Source organism: Patiriisocius sp. 208BN25-11, assembly GCF_058147145.1.
Genome location: NZ_JBYVJY010000003.1, coordinates 137,616 through 156,813, shown reverse-complemented (window position 1 = coordinate 156,813; position 19,198 = coordinate 137,616). Strand labels below are relative to the sequence as shown.

Here is a 19,198-nt window from a genome sequence, read left to right as displayed (position 1 = left end):
TAAAAATACGAGCAATTTGATCGCTACACACACAAAATAATCTTAAAATAAGATGCGATTTAAAATGTAGGCAAGCGCTTACAAAGAAAATATAAGTCGCTGAGATACATTGTTTTTAGTTTTGTCTAAAAAAATATTTATCTGAAACTATACGAGTTTTAACAAGAGTTTGCTTACTTTAATTTAGCTGATTTTAAAATAGACTCCAGCTCAAATTGTAAGTCTCTTTTTGCCACAGAAGGGGCATAGGTGAATCCCTCCAGAATAAGATAGCGATTGTTTTTTTCATCTCGTATAGCATAGTTTACAAAAGGACCCGCCATCCATCTATTTTTAACTTCCCAAGTACTTTTAGTCTCATAGGCAAACTTGTCATCTATGGTCGTTGTAAATAAATAAGGCGCATAGGCTTCTTCGGTAATAAACATGCCATCATCTTCTACAGGTAATTGTTTGATTCCAACAGAATCACGCATTTTAATAATGGCACTTATGGTTGTGCTATCGTTTGGAATGGTGCTTAGGGGAACTTCGTAAATGATAATGTTTGTGTTTCCAGATTCCAGCTCTTTTCTAATCCAATAAAAATCGGGTGCCGACTTGGCAATGTGGTAAGCCGATGGAATCTCTAACGAAACGCCTAAAGCCGTTGGTAACGAATCTAATCTGAGTTTCGATTTTTTGGTGCGACGTTGTCTTTCTTTTATTTCTGAAATTTTAAAAGCTTTTAATATTTCTGGTGCACTTTCTTTAATAAGCGCTGCTAGTTTTTCTTCTGAAGTTGCTGTGATAAATGCTCCTATTTGCGGTTTTGCGTATGGGTTTTTTCTAAGCGCAATGGTGTCTTTGTCTCCTATTGTAGCATGCAGGAATAAACGATACGTTTTTGTGAATCCACTAAAGGCATCTGGCGGCATTTGGTTCATCGAAAATAAGGGCTCATCTTGTGGTAGGCCTGGTGTTGGGGCAGCATACTCACTTCTAATGGCTTCACCAACACTTTCTTTCCAAAAGCTATTAGGTGTGATAATTTGTAGGGTATTGATATTCCCAACAGAAGGCTGTTTGTATTTTTTTTCTGTTTTTGAGCCATCTCCACAGGATATAAAAAACAATAGAGAAACAAGTGTGATAAAAAAGGACTTCATACAATTCAGATTATAGTATTATAAAATTTTAAGCTCCATACCAAGCTTTAGTTTGGTACCACTAAGATCATTCCACTTCTTAATATCGGCAACAGTTACCCCAGGAAATTGTTGCGCAATGCTCCATAAGGAATCACCACTTTTAACAATATAAGTCTTAGCATTAGGGTCTTTGGTTACATTACGAACTCGTTCTTTTTTTGGAGCACTACTGGTTCTTCTAGGGTGAATGGTAAGCCGCTGTCCAATTTTTAAATTGTTATTTCGCAGTCCGTTCCAGCGTTTTATTTGACTTACTCTTACGCCAAATTTTTTGGCTATTTTCCCTAAATAGTCTCCGCTTTTTACGCGGTAATATGTCTTACTTCCCTGATCGTTTAGCTCTGGTAAGGGTTTTTCTCTTTTATTAAACTCGGTAGCTGCGTAGACATAAATAGCGTCTTCATTAGTTACAAACTTCCCAATCATGTCAACAGGTAAACGCAAGGTATACACCTCGTCTTTTACCACAGGAATGATCCCAAGTTTGTATTGCGGATTCAAAAATTCTAGTTCTGCTATATTCATATTCGCGACGGTGGCAACATGCTCTAATGCCAGTTGTTTTTTTACATGAATCGTGTCTGTTGCGATGTATGGTATTCTAGGGCCATTGCTTTTAAAACCGTGCTCATCTGCATATTCAAAAATATACATGGTCGCCAAAAATGCTGGAACGTAGCCAGCTGTTTCACGCGGAAGATGTTGGCGTATGTTCCAATAATTGGTGCGACCTCCAGATCTTCTAATAGCTTTTGATACATTTCCAGGGCCCGAGTTATACGCCGCCAAAGCCAAATCCCAATCGCCTAGCCTTTTGTACAATGCCTCTAAATATTTGCAAGCAGCTTCGGTGGCTTTTAAAGGATCACTCCTATCATCTACATAACTATTTACATCTAATCCAAACATTTTTCCTGTAGTAAACATAAATTGCCAAAGTCCAGTGGCGCCTACCCTCGACTCTGCAGTAGGTCTTAATGCCGACTCTACAATAGCTAAATACTTCAGCTCTAATGGGATGTTGTATTTATCTAAAGCCTCTTCAAACATGGGGAAATAATAATCACTCAGTGCCATAAGTTTTCCCATGGTGGCGCGACGATTTTTAAGGTAATTTTTAATCACACTTTCTAAAGACGCGTTGTATTCTACATTAAAAGGCGTTCGGCTATTGATTTCTGCCAAGCGTTGTTTTAAAACTTCTGTTGGCAATTCCTCATAAGCAACAGGTTCATAGGTCATGGTTGTGATGCTGCCGTATATTTCTTCAAACATCATGTTGCTGTATAATTCTTGCAACCAAAGACTATCGTAACGTCTTGCTAGAGCTATGTCTTCAAGTTTAATAATAGTAGTATCCTTTACTTGTGTAGCCACAACCGTAGTAGGAAGGTCTTGAGAAATGCCTTGTACTTGTATGGTGTCCACCACCTGAATAGTTACCTTTTTCAGCGAATCTGGTTTGATGCTATTAACAGGAATCGTGTCTTGCATAACTGTTTGAGGAATCACTTGTATAGGAGCCACAATAGTATCCTGAGCAAATCCTATCGCACAAAATGCAAAAACGATATAATAACAAAGATGTTTCATAGACATAACAACGTCATTACGCTGCTAAAGTTTTATCCAAAAATAAGGAATTGCCCTAGTTGTGCACTCATTTCTGAAATTTTAACGCGTTCTTAATGGGTTCGTTCACCTAAAAGCAGGTGCCGTTGTAACATTTCCGAAGGTAGTAAAAGTATTCTTAGGCTAAAATGGCCTGAATTCCTGGCAATGTTTTTCCTTCGAGCATTTCAAGCATGGCACCACCTCCAGTAGATACATAACTTACTTTATTGCCCAATTTAAATTGTTTTACAGCAGCTACAGAATCACCTCCGCCTACTAAAGAAAAGGCACCATTTTGTGTGGCTTCGGCAATTGCGTTTCCTAGAGCAATCGTTCCATTTGCAAATGGTTCTAATTCAAAAACACCTACGGGTCCATTCCATAAAATTGTTTTAGATGTAGCAATAACGCTTGCAAAATTTAGGTTTGATTTTGGTCCGGCATCTAATCCCATCCACCCTTCAGTGATTTCACCAATTGGACTAATTTCTGTGCTTGCAAATTCAGAAAAACTATCGGCAACCACGGCGTCTACTGGCAAATGAATTTCTACCCCTTTTTGTTTTGCTAGTTCAAGAATCTCGAGAGCAAGTTCTTGTTTGTCTTCTTCTACTAAAGAGCTTCCAATATTTCCTCCTTGGGCTTTCACAAAAGTAAAGGCCATTCCTCCTCCAATAATGAGGTGATCTATTTTATCTAAGATGTTTTCAATTACTGTAATTTTTGAAGACACTTTAGCACCTCCAATGACAGCCGTTACTGGTTTTTCGCTTGCGCCCAAGACCTTTTCGAGGTTGGTAATTTCTGAAGCCAATAAAGCTCCAAAACATTTGTTTTCAGGGAAATACTGTGCAATAATCGCTGTAGAAGCATGGGCTCTATGCGCCGTTCCGAAAGCATCATTTACATATACATCTCCTAGTGCTGCTAATTGTTTTGCAAAGGCTGGATCTCCTGCAGTTTCTTCTTTGTAATAACGCAGGTTTTCGAGCAATAAAATTTCGCCTGGATTTAAATTAGCAACTTTTTCTGCTACCGTTTCACCAACACAATCGTTCACAAATAATACATGGACTCTTAAAATGGAGCTCGCGGTTTCTACAATGTGCTGTAGCGAAAATTCGGCCTCTTTATTTTTGGGTCTCCCTAAATGCGACATTAAAATACAGCTCCCTCCATCTTCTAATATTTTTATGATGGTAGGCTTTGCGGCCTCTATTCTAGTAGCATCTGTAACATTAAAATCATTGTCTAATGGCACATTAAAATCAACTCGAATGAGGGCTTTTTTATTATTGAAATTTAGATCGTGTATTGTTTTCATAGGTACGAATGTAAGGCACAAATATACGTTTTTGCCAACAAGTATACCTAGCATTTTTCAAGGACTAGAATTTACAATATTTGGCTACATTTGCAGATGCTTTTTTCGAACATACTAGGCCAAAGCCATCTTAAGAGTCATTTGCTAAAAAGCATTGAAAATGGAAGGATTCCGCATGCGCAACTTTTTGTTGGAAATACAGGAAGCGGTGTATTGCCAATGGCCCTTGCCTATGCCCAAGCCATTCTAGCTAGCAATCACGAAAAAGATAGCCCAGCATTCGAAAACTGTCTGCGAAAAGTTGCAAGCCTTGCACATCCAGATTTACATTTTGTTTTCCCGGTGAATACCAACGACAGGATAAAAAAACATCCCGTTTCTACGTTATTTTTAGATGATTGGAGGAGCTTTGTTGCAGAGAATTCTTATGGTTCTTTATATGATTGGTTAACGCATTTAGGTATTGAGAAAAAACAAGGGAATATTAATGTAGATGAGGCCAAAGAAATGCTTAAAAGCTTGTCTTTAAAAGCCTATGAAGGCGGTCACAAAATTATGATTGTTTGGATGGCCGACAGAATGAATACTGCCTGCGCCAATAAAATATTAAAACTTATAGAAGAGCCTCCAAAGAGCACGGTCCTTTTATTACTTACCGAAAAGGAAGAACACATTTTAGGTACGATACGTTCTAGGTGTCAAAAACTACAATTTCCCCTACTTCCAGAAGATGTGATTGCTATGCAATTGGTTGATAATAAGGGTGTTGAAAAAAACAAAGCGTTGAAAATCAGTAGTTTAGCAAATGGAGATTACCGTAAAGCTTTAACTTTACTAAACGAAGGTGAGGACGATGCTGTGTTTGAAAAATGGTTTGTTTCTTGGGTTCGAACTGCTTTTAGAGCCAAAGGAAACAAGACCGCTATTAACGAACTTATTTCTTGGAGTGAAGAAATAGCAAAAGAAGGAAGAGAAACGCAGAAAAAGTTTTTGGGATATTGTCAAGAAACCTTTCGACAAGCTTTGCTTAAAAATTACAAAGCAGATGCATTATTATTTTTTGATGCACCCAATACACAATTCTCAATAGAAAAGTTTGCTCCGTTTATTCATCAAAATAATATTTTTGAAATTTCTGAAACGATTGAAGATGCTTCGTATCATATTGAGCGAAATGGAAATGCTAAAATTATTTTTACAGATCTCTCCATAAAGCTCACCCGCCTTATTCACGCCAAGTCTTAATAATAAGGTTTTTCTATAGCTGAAATTTTAGTTGATTTGATTTATCTATCAAAACCGACCTTAAATAAAGCGTTTTAAGCGCTTTTTAAAAATCTCTCACCCAAACACGTGTCTCGGCAGAAACCACAAAAGAGAGTTGTTCTAAAATAGAAATTAGCTGTTTTTGAAGCAATAGATAAGAGAAGAATACTCTTTCGAGCGAATTGCTTTTACATTTGACCAAAATCCAATAAAAAGTGCTTTGATAGAAAAGGTATTTCCTGTTTTATATTTTTCAGAAAGTAGGCTCACATAAAAGGAATCAAAAATCATGGGTTTGGTTTTAACTAAGTGTAGCTTTTTTGAAAACAACAACTGCATGCTTTTTTGTGAAAAATGCCAAAGGTGTCTTGGCACATCATAGGCGGCCCAAAATTGTTTATAGTGGGTTGCGTCATACGATTTATAATTTGGAACCGCAATTACTAACGTTCCATTTGGTTTTAAAAGCACTTCAATTTTTGAAATAGTTTGTTCTAAATCTGGAAGATGTTCTAGCACATGCCAAAGAGTAATGACATCAAATTGTTGTCCTTTAAAATCATTTATACTTTCTAGAAGGTGGATGCTTTTTTGCTTGGCAAATGCTCTTGCTTTTTCGTTTGGTTCTACACCAAAAATCTCCCAACCGTTGGCTTTTGCAATTTCACAAAAAGCTCCTGTTCCAGCTCCAATATCGAGTAGGCTTCCTTTCTTTTCTGAAAGTTTAGTAACAAGATTTATCTTGCTTTTTAAAGACCATTTTTTTACAGAATTATATAAAAAAGGCACCAGCCCGTTTTTCTTATCAGAGTGAGAAATATAGTCTTCGCTTTCGTAATAACTTGCCAAAGAATCTAATGAAGGTTGTGGTGTGGTGATTAAAAAATCACGTGAAGAATCCATCACCAACGTAAAGGCTTCTCCAGATTTAAAATGGTCTTTCGTTTTTATGTATATGTTGTTGGCGGTGCTCAAAGAAAGTAGTTTAGCAAGTTAAAAAGTATGTTCCACGTGAAACAGCGACCTAACGCCCCATATAAACAAGCATGACAGAAATATCGTTTGGAGACACTCCACTAATACGAGATGCTTGCGAAACCGTTACGGGTTTTATAGCAGTTAGTTTTTCTCTAGCCTCATACGATAAGGATTTTAGTTTAGAATAATCAAATCCTTCAGGGATCTTAATTCCTTCTAGTCTATTTAACTTATCGGCGTTGTTCTTTTCCTTAGCAATATATCCTGCATATTTTACCTGGATTTCGGTTTGCTGTAACACCTCATGATCTAGATTGTTTGCATCAATATAGTCAGCCACAAAATCAATTTCTTGCATATCTTCCATGGTAATATTGGGCCTAGAAAATGGTTTAAAAAGTTTATCACTTTGTTTCACAACAGCCGATTTTTTAGCTGCTAAAATTGGATTTATCACTTCTGGTGTAACACTTGTTTCTTTAAAGAAGTGTATAAAGGCATCACTCTTTTCTTTCTTTTCTTCCATCAATTTTAAACGCTCATCTTTGGCCAAACCAATTTTATGAGACATTGGTGTGAGCCTAAAATCTGCATTGTCTTGACGCAATAAGGTTCTATATTCTGCACGTGATGTAAACATTCTGTAGGGTTCTTCAGTACCTTTTGTAATTAAGTCGTCTATTAAAACTCCAATATATGCTTCGTTTCTTTTGATAATAAATGGGTCTTGTTCTTGCACTTTTAAATGCGCATTAATTCCTGCCATTAATCCCTGTGAAGCAGCCTCCTCATATCCGGTTGTTCCATTAATTTGTCCGGCAAAAAACAAGCCATCAACAATCTTAGTTTCTAGGGTGTGTTTTAATTGTGTAGGCGGAAAGTAATCATATTCGATGGCATACCCAGGTCTAAAAAACTTTACGTTTTCAAAACCTTTTACTTGGCGCAATGCTTTGAATTGAACATCTTCTGGAAGTGACGTAGAGAACCCATTGATATAATATTCTACCGTATCCCAACCCTCAGGCTCAACAAACAACTGGTGACTATTCTTATCTGCAAAACGATTGATCTTATCTTCGATCGACGGACAATAACGTGGCCCAATACTTTGTATAGATCCATTAAACATTGGCGAACGATCAAAGCCTTCACGCAACAAATCATGTACCTCCAAACTGGTATGGCTCATGTGACAATCGCGTTGTTGTGTTAATGGTTTTGTGCTTTTTAAATAGGAGAATTTCTCGGGACTTGCATCACCAGGCTGGACGATCATTTTAGAAAAATCTAAAGATCTTCCATCCACTCTAGGAGGTGTACCTGTTTTCATTCTACCAGATTCAAAACCTAACTCAACTAGCTCTTTTGTAATTCCATGAGCGGCTCTTTCTCCTGCGCGACCTCCTCCAAATTGTTTCTCTCCAATATGGATTAACCCATTTAAAAAAGTACCATTAGTAAGCACCACAGATTTACCACGAACTTCTATACCTAAAGAGGTTTTTACTCCTACTATCTTCTCTCCTTCTACAATAATTCCGGAGACCATTTCTTGATAAAAATCTAAGTTTTTGGTTCCTTCTAACATCAATCGCCACGCTTCAGCAAAACGCATTCTGTCGCTCTGCACTCTCGGACTCCACATTGCAGGTCCCTTAGATTTGTTGAGCATTTTAAATTGTATAGCGGTATTATCACTTACAATTCCGCTATACCCTCCAAGCGCATCAATCTCTCTAACTATTTGTCCTTTTGCAATTCCGCCCATAGCAGGGTTGCAGGACATCTGTCCAATGTTCTGTAGGTTCATGGTAATGAGTAGCGTTTTGGAACCCATATTAGCGGCTGCCGCAGCTGCTTCAGATCCAGCATGACCTCCTCCTACTACAATAACATCGTATTCTTTTTCAAACATTTTCCTTGAATTTAGGTGATTGTTCCACGTGGAACAATTCAATGCCTCTAAAGCGGCTGCAAAGATAGTTAATTATCTTATAATCAAACAGTTAAAGATGTAATTTGTTGATTTTCAACACTCTAGGCAAAAGATCTTCTTGCTAAAGACTCATTTTCTTTTAGTGTCATCATTTCTTGCTCTACCTCAGTCTTGTCTTTGTATCCACAAAAATGTAAGACACCATGAATCATTACGCGGTGTAATTCTTCTTGAAATGAAACTTCATAAGTAGTGGCATTTTCGGCAACACGTTCTACGGAAATATAAATTTCCCCATGAATTTGTTTGCCCATCGAATTATCAAAACTAATAATGTCTGTTAGCGTATCGTGATCTAAAAACTGAACATTGAGTTTATGCAAATAGTTGTCGTCACAAAACACATAGGTGAGCTCTCCTTCTTCGCAATTTTCTTTTGTGATTATTTCAGAAATCCAAGTGCGAATTTCGGTTTCTTTTTCTAAAGTAAAATTAGTTTCTGAATAAAACTCAATCATTGGTTTTCTTAAAATACGATTGGACTTTCTCTTTGTATTCTTGACGCAAAGGAAGTGCTTCACGATTTAAAATTTCAGTAGTATTAAAATATCTTTTAATATCCTCTGGAGACATGCGTAAGGTGTTATTGTATTTTTTCCTGTTGGTAATAGATTCTCTCTTGCTATCTTGTCCTTGTTTAAAATCTGCCTCTTCCAATTTCAATAACTCGTATTGCAAATTAAGCATCTTTTCTAGGGTGCGTTGATTAAATCCTTTGTCTAATAATTGCTGCTCGATACCTTCCATATCTTTTAGCAATTTACCTCCTTGACCGTCGAGTCCTTCTTTACTTAATTTATCTTCTAGTTGTTGACGTAATTGTTGTTGTTGTTTGTAAATTTCGAAAAGTTCGCCATCATTGTTCTCGCTTTCTTGTACGCCTTTCCCTTCACCATCTTTTCCTTCTTTACCGCTTTTACCATCACCCTCACCTTCACCATTTTCACCACCAGATCCTTCTCCTTCACCTTGACCCTCACCTTGACCCTCACCTTGGCCTTCTTTACCCTGGTCTCCTTCTTTTCCTTTTTCACCTTCTTTGCCCATGCCCTCTTCCATTTTCTCACCTAGGCTTTTTTGCTTCTCAATAATGTCTGGCAACTGAAACCCTTGACCCTGTCCTTGTCCTTGACCAGGCTGCGGTATACCTTGATTACCGCTTCCACTTCCTTGCCCCATTTGCTGTTGTTGTTGCATGCTAGTTAGCATGTTGGCAAGCATATTGGCGAGTTCGTTGGTGCCCGTCACCGTGTATTGCTGACTACTAATTCCTTGGCGCAATTGGTTGTCGGCAAGGCGTTCCATAGACTTATCTATGTTGTATTGTACCTCTGTGATAGACTCATTAATTTTTTCACTAATAGAAGGTTGGCGCAAAGACAAAGCAAACAAACTATCATCGATGTGTTGAAAGTTTTGCTTTAAATCGTTTTGTGTATTTAATCGTTTTCCAAAAACAGGGTTGCCATATTCTGTCTTTTTAAAATCTTCCATTAAATCTTCTTGTCGGAAAGAAAACACGACCAAATTATCTAGAATTTGACGAAGCATTGCAACATCTTCATCAATTTGTTGTTGTTGTCCGCCAGCCATTGCCATTTGCATTTGCTTGCCCATTTCTTTCATTTTCTGACCCGCCTTTTTTTGGTTCTTTTTGGCACCTGCTTTATTTTGCTTGTCTAATTTATCGGTAGCTTCTTGCTGTTCTTTATCGACCACCTTCTCCCCAACTTTATCTTGAGGCATTTCCATAGGGTCTTTAAGTTCTTGGTTTTCTTTTTGAAGCTCTTCTTGCTCTTTTTTGTACTGCTCAAACTTCTCGTTAATTTTTTCTTGCTCCTCTTTGGTGTTTTGGTCGTCTGGTTTGTCGGCAAGTTTTTCTTGTTCTTCTCCAAGCTTAAACAATTCTTCTGCTAGCTTTTCACTTTTCTTATTTACGTAATAGCGCTTGGTCAACTCAACTAATTGTTCTAGATTTTTTTCTTGGTTTTTGTTTTGCTTAGAAACCTGTTCTATTTTTTCAGTGAGCTCTTCTTTGCTAATTTTATCTTGCAGTTTTTCAAGTTCTTCTAAAAGCTTCTCATTCTCCTTAAGCTTTTCTTGATTGTCTTCTAAGCGCTTTTCCAATTGCTCTTTAAAAGGATCTTTTTCTTCATTTTCTGGTTGGAAATTTTCTAGGTTTTCTTGTAGTTCTTTTGAAAATTTCTGCATCATTTGCTCTTGCTGCTTTTGACGCTTTAGTACATCTTCCAGCTTTTTCTTGTCATTCCAATTAAGTTCTTCTTTTTCTTTCTGGATCTTCTCCAACTCCTCTAGCCGCTTATCCTGCTTCTTCATTTCTTCCAAAGCTTTGTCCATCCCTTTTATGGCATTTTCTTGGTTTTGAAGTTGTTCATTTTCTAATTCGTCTTGGGTAAGTTTCCTGAACGTATAGAGGCCAGACTTTGATGATTTGTAGTTGTTTACAGCGTCATTATCAAATACTTCAAAATAGTATTCGTAAGCAACGCCTTCGGTAAGTTCTATATCTCCTGGGAACGTGTATACAAATTGTGCAACATTGCTTTTATTGATATTTAAAATTTCAGCACGCTTCGCAGCCTCTTGACCGTCGGGATAGTATACCAATTGTAGTTTTGAAAGTCCGTAATCATCACTCGCCTGTCCAAGGAAATACGTTAACTGACTGTCCAAGCTATCTTGCTTAGACTGCACCGAAATTTCTGGATATTCATCTTTAATCACTCCCAAAGTAAACGAGAGGTTCTCGTAGTCTTGCAAGTTTTCATTAGAAGTGGTAATGGCATAATCTAGTTTAGAATAGATCCCTTTATTAAACGTATATTCTTGCTTTTTTGCTGAAAAATTATAGACCGTGTCTTTGGTTTTTAAGCTCACAGCACTTGTGTTCTTTGTATTCACACGCCATTGCACTTGTGTCCCTTCTGGAACAGTTGCATTTCCTGTGCTTTTTAAGGTTTCGTCTTTTCTGCCAGTATACCCAGGATAGTTTAAAAACAACTCAAAGCCCAACAAAGACGGTGTTTTTAAAACATCTAGTGTGTATTTTTTAGAAGTTACATCATTGGCTTTTAATGTAAAGTCTATAGGTGCATTGGGTTGTAAAAAAGTATATTCAAATATGCCAGGAGCGGTTTGTTGTAAGAAATACGTCTGATCTTGGTACACAATACTCGCATTCTCAGGAACGGCTTCTCCTTCTGTGCGCACGTGCACTGTAAAAGGTTTATTTTCGACAGCAGTGAGTCCATCGTTTATCACATAAAAACTAAAGGGTGCTGGAGGTTCATAGGCAGTATCGTAATTTACTACACGTTCATAACTGCTGCTAAAAGTATCTTCCTCTCCTAATAAACTTACCAAGCCAAAAATCACCAATGGAATGGCTGCATATTTTAAGTATTTTACATTTTTCTGAAAGTTTACAGCCTTCTTAAATACTACCGGTTGCATTTCACTTGCTTTCTGATCGATGCTGGCGGCTAATAATTCTGATTCTCGTTGATTTTGGTTTAACTGAATGACATTTAAGAGCTTGTCGTTTACTTGCGGGAAGTGGTTTCCAATAATTTGGGCAGCTTCTTCATTACTGATTCCTTTTTGAAGGCTGAATAATTTGAGTAAAGGAAAGGCAATAAACCGGACAAATAACCCTAGCTCAACAGCGACAAAGGCCCAAAATAAGATGGTACGTCCTATTGGGCTGAGCCACAAAAAATACTCAACTAACAAGGTTAATAGGAAATACAACAAGCCAATAGCAAAGAACAAAATGGTTCCTTTAATTAACTCGTTGGTATAGTATTTTTTTATAAATTGTTCCAGCTTTTGCTGGATAAGATTAAATGAACTCATATGTTTTTCTGAATAATGAGAAAACATTTAAAATTACAGCAAAAAATACACCAAACACAGGAAATTTCAGAATTTATGAAAGATTTAAAATATGTCTTTGCTTACACTACCCCGCTTACTGCCTTAATAGGGCTATGGTTTCAAGCTTATTGGGTGTTCTTGACGCCTGTTTTTGCTTTTATAATCGTCCCTTTTTTAGAGACCTTGATGCCTGTTGCTACTCAAAATTTAAGCGAAGAAGAAGTACTTAGTAAAAACAAAAACAAGTTTTTTAATGTGTTACTATACCTCAACCTTCCTATTGTCTATGGTTTGGTTGGTTATTTTTTATGGAGCCTTGGGTTTGAAAGCTACAGCACGATGGAACTGATTGGACTCACTATTTCTGTGGGGATTGTAGTAGGCTCAAACGGTATTAATGTAGCCCATGAGTTAGGACATAGAAAATTACAATTCGAAAAAACATTGGGAAAACTATTGTTACTCCCAGCACTGTACATGCACTTTTTTATAGAGCATAATTTTGGTCATCATTTACATGCGGCTACTCCCGAAGATCCTGCTACTGCTAAATACAACCAAAATGTATACTCTTTTTGGTTTACTTCTATTACAAGACAATATACCAAGGCATGGCGCATCCAAAAGGATTTATTAAAAAGAGCTTCGATGTCTTTTTTGAGTGTCAAAAACGATATGCTTTGGTACACCGTTTTTCAAATAAGCTACCTTCTTGCTGTGTATGTTTTATTTGGAGGATTGGCCACCTTACTAGCGGTTTGTATTGGGCTAACGGGTATTATTTTGCTCGAGACCATTAATTATATCGAGCATTATGGGTTAAAAAGAAACAAAACAGCATCAGGGCGGTATGAGCGTGTAACCGAAATCCATTCTTGGAATTCGAACCATGTGCTAGGCAGAATTTTACTTTATGAATTAACCAGACACAGCGACCATCACTACAAAGCTCACAAAAAGTACCAGCTGTTAGAGTATCATGATGTGAGTCCGCAAATGCCTTTTGGGTATACCACCTCTATGGTATTGGCCTTACTTCCGCCGCTCTGGTTTACAACCATGAATAAATTAATTCCTGTTACCATGCGACCCTAGCATTGTTAGCGATTAGAAAAAAGCGAAAAGGGGTTGTTTAAAAAGGATAAAAATTTAAATGATGTCTTTCGTTTAAATAGTATTTTTGCAGCTCAAAATAAGATTTCTAATTAAAAAGATTCCTGCCTGCGCAGGAAATGAATATGGCTCAAAAAGTACGTGTACGTTTCGCTCCTAGTCCAACTGGACCCCTTCACATTGGTGGTGTAAGAACTGCTTTATTTAATTACTTGTTTGCAAAAAAACACGGTGGTGACTTTGTATTACGTATCGAAGATACAGACCAAACACGTTATGTGCCAGGTGCAGAAGCGTATATTGTAGAAGCCATGGAATGGTTAGGAATTCCTTTTGATGAGAGCCCAGCAAAACCGGGTAATGTTGGTCCCTATAGACAAAGCGAGCGCAAAGCAATGTATAAAGAGTATGCAGATCAACTTATACAAAACGGCCACGCTTATTATGCTTTTGACAGCACAGCGTCTTTAGATACCCATAGAAAAGATCACGAAGCCAAAGGGAAAACCTTTATTTACAATTGGCATAATAGATTAAAATTAGACAATTCATTAGCCCTCTCAGAAGCTGAAACAAAAGCAAAAATAGATGCCGGAGAAGCTTTTGTCATTCGTTTTAAAACACCTCAAGATGAAACTTTAGTGCTAGAAGACATCATTAGAGGCACCATGCAAGTTGACACGAATGTATTAGATGACAAGGTGTTATTTAAAAGCGATGGCATGCCCACCTATCACCTTGCTAATATTGTAGACGACCATTTAATGGGTATTACGCATGTTATTAGAGGAGAAGAATGGTTGCCTTCTTTGGCACTACACGTTTTATTGTATAGAAGTTTAGGCTGGGAAGCGCCACAATTTGCACACTTACCGCTCATTATGAAACCAGTTGGTAAAGGAAAACTAAGCAAACGTGATGGCGATAAAATGGGCTTTCCTGTATTTCCATTGCAATGGAAAACCGCAGATGGCGACCTTTTTTCTGGCTATAGAGAAGATGGATACTTACCAGAAGCCGTTGTAAACATGCTAGCCTTTTTAGGTTGGAATCCGGGTACAGAACAAGAATTATTTAGCTTAGAGGATTTAGTTGCCGCCTTTGATTTAGATAGAGTAAATAAAGCGGGCGCTAAGTTTGATCCAGACAAAACAAAATGGTTCCAACAACAGTATTTTCAGGAGTTGGACGCCGTTGTTTTAGTGGATGAATTTAAAAAATTGCTTCAGGAAAAGAAGGTTTCAACTGCGCTCAACCTGACAAAAATAATTTCTTTAGTAAAACAGCGTGCAGTGTTTACAGAGGATTTATGGGAGCAGAGCGCTTTCTTTTTTGTACAACCTAGAGGTTATGATGAAAAAGCAACGAAAAAAGCCTTCAAAGAAGATACGCCAAGTATTCTTAGCAGTGTTTCTGAAATTTTACACCAACAAACCACGTTTGAGGCCGCTAACATTTCCGAAGCGGTAAAAGGATGGATTACATCACAAGAAATGGGCTTTGGAAAAGTAATGATGCCCTTGCGTCTTGCTTTGGTGGGAGCCATGCAAGGTCCAGATGTATTTGAAATTGCTGCGGTATTGGGTCAAAAAGAAACCATTGCAAGGATTGAAAACGCAATTGCGTTTATGAAATAAATCCTTCTTAAAAATAAACAATACCAGCGATGGTAATATTGCTGGTATTTCCTTTAAAATCTTGGTTTTCTAAATTTTCGTCATTTAAACCTCCTAGAATATTGGTAAAACCATATTGGTAGTTTATATTCAATCTAAAGCTTTCTAAACCAGCTGTAACTCCTATTTGCGCAGCTCCATTGATAATGCTAATATTTTGTAGATCATTTGCTGTAATCGTAGTGTATCCATCTATAATAGCATTTTCAAAACTATCGTTATCTAGTTTCATCTTTCCATTGATGTTTAATATAGGTCCTGCTTCTATGGAGAAATGATGTTTAACAATATTATAACTCGCTAAAAATTTTACCTGAGCGCCAATAATGCTAAAGTTTACAAAATCTATGTTTGGTGTATTTTGAGTTCCTGAAGGATCTGTGATTTTAATCGCTACTTTGTTGCTTACAAAATTAATTCCATAGATTAAATCGAAGTTATTTCTAAACGAGCCTCTTGTGGTAAAACCAGCAGTGAAACTACCTCTAGCCTCTGTGATTAGGTCTGATGTGTTGATGTCAAACAAAGAATAACCTCCTTGAATTCCTAAACGATTATAGTTTCCTGTTCCGTAGGCGCTACGTTGTGCAAATAGTGTTGCTGTGATTAAAAATAGTGTAACAAAGAAGATTTGTTTAAGAGGCATCATATGCTTTTAATTTAGCGGGCTAAAGTAGCTTTATTTTTGTATATTCAACTCTTTAATCTTTAAAATAGTATCGTATGGGTGGATTTGTTTTATTAATTCCTTTTTTAATAATTGGTTTCTTCATTTTGTTGGCGTCGATTTTCATCGTAAAACAACAAACATCTGCCATTATAGAACGGTTTGGTAAGTATCAAGCTGTTCGGAGTTCTGGTCTTCATTTTAAAATTCCTGTAGTTGATAGAATTGCTGGACGTATTAATTTAAAAGTGCAGCAGCTAGATGTTATGGTAGAAACCAAAACAAAAGATGATGTATTTGTGCGTCTTAAAATTTCGGTACAATTTCAAGTGATAAAAGAGAAAGTATATGATGCTTTTTATAAGTTAGAGAATCCGCATGATCAAATTACTTCTTATGTATTTGATGTGGTACGTGCTGAAGTTCCAAAAATGAAATTGGATGATGTTTTTGAACGTAAAGATGATATTGCTATTGCTGTAAAAACAGAACTTAATGAGGCCATGATTAATTATGGGTACGACATCATTAAAACCTTAGTTACTGACATCGATCCAGATGTACAAGTAAAAGCTGCCATGAACCGAATTAACGCGGCAGAACGTGAAAAAGTAGCAGCAGAATACGAAGCAGAAGCAGAGCGTATCAAAATTGTTGCGAAGGCACGCGCAGAAGCAGAAAGTAAGCGCTTACAAGGACAAGGTATTGCAGACCAAAGACGTGAAATTGCGCGTGGTCTAGAAGAATCTGTAGATGTATTAAACAATGTGGGGATAAACTCTCAAGAAGCATCTGCATTGATTGTGGTAACACAACATTACGACACACTACAATCTATCGGTGAAGAAACCAATACCAACTTAATTTTATTGCCTAACTCACCTCAGGCAGGAAGCAACATGCTCAATGATATGATTGCAAGTTTTGTAGCGAGTAATCAAATTGGTGAAGAAATGAAAAAGACCAATGCAGCGAAAGGCATTGGAGCCAAGAAAAAATCGAGGCCAAAACCTCCACCAGCATCTGGATTTGATGATGACGAGGTGCAGTTTTAATTAATAACATGATCACTAAAGAAACCCGAAACGTATTTGTTTCGGGTTTTTTGGTTAGGTTTGTTTTATGATAGATTTTGTGCTTATAAACGCTTTTTAGCATGCTATTGAAACCTGTAAAAACATTTTTGCAAGCAACTGCATTTTTGCTAATTCCCTTTATAATACTTTTTATTTTGGGATATTGGAATATCCCCTACCTAAAACTGTATCTAAAAGAAGTAATTGCCTTTGGCTTGTTAACTTTTGTGTTTATGGGGCTGCTAAGCCTCATCAAAGCAAATACCCCAAGAAAAGGGTTTCTGCTCCTTAGTTATGGTATTCTTTCGCTGCTCTGTTTTGTAAAACTCGGATTTTACAATCAATACGACGCACAATTAAATGCCTCTTCACTTTACGTTATTTTTGAAACGAATACAGAAGAAGTTTCAGAATACATTTCACATTACACAAGCCCTACTCTTATTGGAATATTGCTATTGTTACTATGTTCCTTCTTTTTAGTCTACAGGTATCGTAACAAAATGGTAGTTACGCCTATCTCAAAAACATTTAATATAATTACAATCTTAGGTATTATCTGTGCACTTTTTTTAATACAATGGAAATTTATTGATGAAAATATTCCATTAATGAGTGTGCAGGCTTATGAAGAATACGAGGAAACCAAAGCTGTTTTAAAAGGACAATTAGCACAGCAAGAAACTCATTTTTTTGAAGATATAAGTGCTAAAGAAGGACCGCAAACCTATGTGGTCATTATTGGAGAATCTACTAGTAGAAGACATCTTGAGTTGTATGGATATCCTAGACCCACTAATCCAATGTTGTCCCAAATAAAAGAAGATCTACTAGTTTTTGACAGTGTGATTGCCCCCAATGTGCACACCATTTTATCTTTAGACAAAATATTGAGTTTCTCCACACATAAAACTCCCAATAAAAAAGAAAACGCCTCCATTGTACAACTAGCAAATAAAGCTGGTTTTACGAGCTATTGGATTTCTAACCAAAGGCCTGTGGGATTTCATGAAAGTATTCCAACCTTAATAGGAGGAGCTGCGCACAAAAGATATTACACCACATCAAACGATTATAATGAAATAAATTATGACGAAAAAGTGCTTCCTGTTTTAGAAAAAGTACTGCAAGAGCCTGAAGAAAAAAAGATGATTTTTATTCACCTTATTGGAACTCATATAGACTACCCTAAAAGGTATCCGCCCGCTTTCAATTATTTTAAAGATGCTCCATTGAATAGGCCTTTCACCCACGAATTAGCCATACTAAGAACCAACGAATATGACAATGCTGTGCGGTATAACGACAGTATTGTAGCCTCCATCATACAGCATGTTAAAAACGTGAACGAAAACAGTTTGGTGTGCTATTTTTCAGATCATGGAGATGATGTCTATGATGTTTTAGATCAAGCAACCCATAACGAATATCATGGCACCAAACCTATGTACGAAGTGCCTTTTATACTCTGGCTTTCCAAAAAATACAAACAAGAAAACAGTAGCTCAAACCTATTTTCTACTTATACGAATAGACGTTACAACCTTGAAGATTTTATACACACCTTTGCGTCATTTGCGAACATTGAATCTCAAGATATAGATAGAAGTAGGAGTATTCTAGATTCCTTGTACGTTCAACGTCCTCGTATTGTAAAGAAAAACAAAGACTATGATAAAGAGTAAACATCTTATAGGTGTCATAGTAGTCTGTATCATCACTGCTTTTGTCTACAAACAAAACCCATATCGAATTGAGTTTTGGGGGAAGTACGACAAGATTTGGGCGCATAAAATTAACTCCATAGAAAGACTTCAAAAAGCAAGCAAGCACTTTGACGGTATCGAACTTGATTTGGTATATGACAGCATACAAGGTGTGTTGGATATAAGTCATCCTCCCGCATCCTTATCGGGTCTTTCTTTTCGTGAATACGCAAAGCAGTTACCAAAAAACACGGCTTTTGGTATTTGGTTGGATATTAAAAATTTGAATGCTCAAAATGCTTCGGAAATTTTAGCGCTCGTAAACATTGCCTTAAAAAACACATCGATACAAGCGCATCAAATTATTGTAGAAAGTCGCTATCCTGAAGGGCTTCCGCTATTTACAAAGGATGGTTTTCTAGCGAGCTATTACCTACCCTATACCATTTCCGAAGAAAAAACAGTTACAAAAGAAGCATCACATATTAAAAACATACAAAATGTGTTAATAGAGCAACCAACGATTGCAATATCTTCCTCTTATAAGGACTATGATTTCATGAAAACTCATTTTCCAGATACAACCAAATACCTGTGGATGATAGATGGTATTAGAGCACACGGATTTCGAGCTTCGGAAATTTTAAAAGACCCTACTGTTGCTATTTTATTAGTGAAATTTAAGGATTAAT

The 19,198-nt window shown here is 36.9% G+C and carries 14 protein-coding genes; 6 read left to right on the top strand and 8 right to left on the bottom strand.

Annotated elements, in window-relative coordinates; genetic code table 11:
* Nucleotides 1-173: 173 nt before the first annotated feature.
* The 3 genes from ACY2RS_RS05630 to ACY2RS_RS05620 all read right to left on the bottom strand — a co-directional run bounded on the left by ACY2RS_RS05630 (nt 174) and on the right by ACY2RS_RS05620 (nt 4,128).
* Entirely contained in the window at nt 174-1,148 is a 975-nt protein-coding gene (locus ACY2RS_RS05630; protein WP_490097644.1) for a DUF4837 family protein, read from the bottom strand.
* Nucleotides 1,149-1,166: 18 nt separating this feature from the next.
* A complete protein-coding gene (locus ACY2RS_RS05625; protein WP_490097643.1) occupies nt 1,167-2,783 on the bottom strand; it encodes a lytic transglycosylase domain-containing protein in 1,617 nt (538 codons plus the stop codon).
* A 157-nt stretch (nt 2,784-2,940) separates the two neighbouring features.
* Nucleotides 2,941-4,128, bottom strand: coding sequence for a phosphoglycerate kinase (locus ACY2RS_RS05620; protein ID WP_490097642.1), 1,188 nt, complete (start codon nt 4,126-4,128; stop codon nt 2,941-2,943).
* 96 nt (nt 4,129-4,224) lie between these two features.
* Between ACY2RS_RS05620 and ACY2RS_RS05615 the strand changes: the two genes are divergently transcribed.
* Nucleotides 4,225-5,373, top strand: a complete 1,149-nt coding sequence (locus ACY2RS_RS05615; RefSeq protein ID WP_490097641.1) for a DNA polymerase III subunit — start codon at nt 4,225-4,227, stop codon at nt 5,371-5,373.
* Between the two features lie 153 nt (nt 5,374-5,526).
* On the opposite strand, the gene ACY2RS_RS05610 is transcribed toward ACY2RS_RS05615, so the two are convergent.
* The 4 genes from ACY2RS_RS05610 to ACY2RS_RS05595 form a co-directional block, all read right to left on the bottom strand.
* Entirely contained in the window at nt 5,527-6,369 is an 843-nt protein-coding gene (locus tag ACY2RS_RS05610; protein ID WP_490097640.1) for a class I SAM-dependent methyltransferase, read from the bottom strand.
* Between the two features lie 49 nt (nt 6,370-6,418).
* On the bottom strand, nt 6,419-8,290 hold the full coding sequence (gene mnmG / locus ACY2RS_RS05605; RefSeq protein ID WP_490097639.1) for a tRNA uridine-5-carboxymethylaminomethyl(34) synthesis enzyme MnmG: 1,872 nt from the start codon (nt 8,288-8,290) through the stop codon (nt 6,419-6,421).
* Nucleotides 8,291-8,412: 122 nt separating this feature from the next.
* A complete protein-coding gene (gene ybeY / locus ACY2RS_RS05600) occupies nt 8,413-8,829 on the bottom strand; it encodes an rRNA maturation RNase YbeY (RefSeq protein WP_490097638.1) in 417 nt (138 codons plus the stop codon).
* Entirely contained in the window at nt 8,822-12,247 is a 3,426-nt protein-coding gene (locus ACY2RS_RS05595; RefSeq protein WP_490097637.1) for a hypothetical protein, read from the bottom strand. Before ACY2RS_RS05595 ends, ybeY begins: the two co-directional genes overlap by 8 nt.
* A 15-nt stretch (nt 12,248-12,262) precedes the next feature.
* Between ACY2RS_RS05595 and ACY2RS_RS05590 the strand changes: the two genes are divergently transcribed.
* Entirely contained in the window at nt 12,263-13,363 is a 1,101-nt protein-coding gene (locus tag ACY2RS_RS05590) for an alkane 1-monooxygenase (protein WP_490097636.1), read from the top strand.
* 143 nt (nt 13,364-13,506) lie between these two features.
* On the top strand, nt 13,507-15,018 hold the full coding sequence (gltX, locus tag ACY2RS_RS05585; protein WP_490097635.1) for a glutamate--tRNA ligase: 1,512 nt from the start codon (nt 13,507-13,509) through the stop codon (nt 15,016-15,018).
* Nucleotides 15,019-15,025: 7 nt separating this feature from the next.
* Here the strand turns inward: gltX and ACY2RS_RS05580 are convergent, their stop codons facing one another.
* Nucleotides 15,026-15,706, bottom strand: a complete 681-nt coding sequence (locus ACY2RS_RS05580; protein WP_490097634.1) for a hypothetical protein — start codon at nt 15,704-15,706, stop codon at nt 15,026-15,028.
* A 74-nt stretch (nt 15,707-15,780) separates the two neighbouring features.
* On the opposite strand from ACY2RS_RS05580, the gene ACY2RS_RS05575 reads away from it, so the two are divergent.
* The 3 genes from ACY2RS_RS05575 (at nt 15,781) to ACY2RS_RS05565 (ending at nt 19,197) form a co-directional block, all read left to right on the top strand.
* Complete coding sequence (locus ACY2RS_RS05575) at nt 15,781-16,779, top strand: SPFH domain-containing protein (protein WP_490097633.1); 999 nt, start codon at nt 15,781-15,783, stop codon at nt 16,777-16,779.
* 176 nt (nt 16,780-16,955) lie between these two features.
* Nucleotides 16,956-18,485 carry a sulfatase-like hydrolase/transferase gene (locus ACY2RS_RS05570; protein ID WP_490097632.1) on the top strand — a complete coding sequence of 510 codons (1,530 nt, stop codon included), beginning with the start codon at nt 16,956-16,958 and terminating at the stop codon, nt 18,483-18,485.
* The gene (locus ACY2RS_RS05565; protein WP_490097631.1) at nt 18,472-19,197 is read left to right on the top strand and encodes a hypothetical protein; all 726 of its coding nucleotides are present in this window, start codon (nt 18,472-18,474) and stop codon (nt 19,195-19,197) included. Before ACY2RS_RS05570 ends, ACY2RS_RS05565 begins: the two co-directional genes overlap by 14 nt.
* Nucleotide 19,198 lies beyond the last annotated feature (1 nt).